This window comes from Komagataeibacter intermedius TF2, assembly GCF_000964425.1.
In the GTDB taxonomy this organism is placed as follows: Bacteria; Pseudomonadota; Alphaproteobacteria; order Acetobacterales; family Acetobacteraceae; genus Komagataeibacter; species Komagataeibacter intermedius.
In genome coordinates this window covers 1-269 of sequence record NZ_BANF01000427.1, presented here as the reverse complement: position 1 = coordinate 269, position 269 = coordinate 1, and the positions used below count along the sequence as shown (strand labels likewise).

Below are 269 nucleotides of genomic sequence, written 5' to 3'. Positions count from 1 at the left end.
CTTGGCCTGAAACGCTCCATGATAATGGCATTGGCGCTTCTGACGATCGTCCTGCTCCTTCGCCTCGATGGTGGCAGCTATGGACTGCTGCTTTTCACGGCCGTCGGGGTGGGCGTAGGCGACGCGATCATCCGGCCATTGCTGTCGGGGTTCATCAAGGGTGAGTTTGCCTCTCGCGCGCCTGCGGCCATGAGCGTCTATGCCGCCAGTATGGGCGTGGGATCGGCCGTGGCCGCTTTCGGAACGCCCCGCATCAGTGACGCCACCGG

At 63.6% G+C, this 269-nt stretch carries 1 pseudogene; it reads left to right on the top strand.

What is annotated here, in order from left to right:
- Positions 1 to 30 precede the first annotated feature (30 nt).
- Positions 31 to 269 (top strand): annotated as a pseudogene (locus B7449_RS17895) (MFS transporter); the annotation flags it as partial.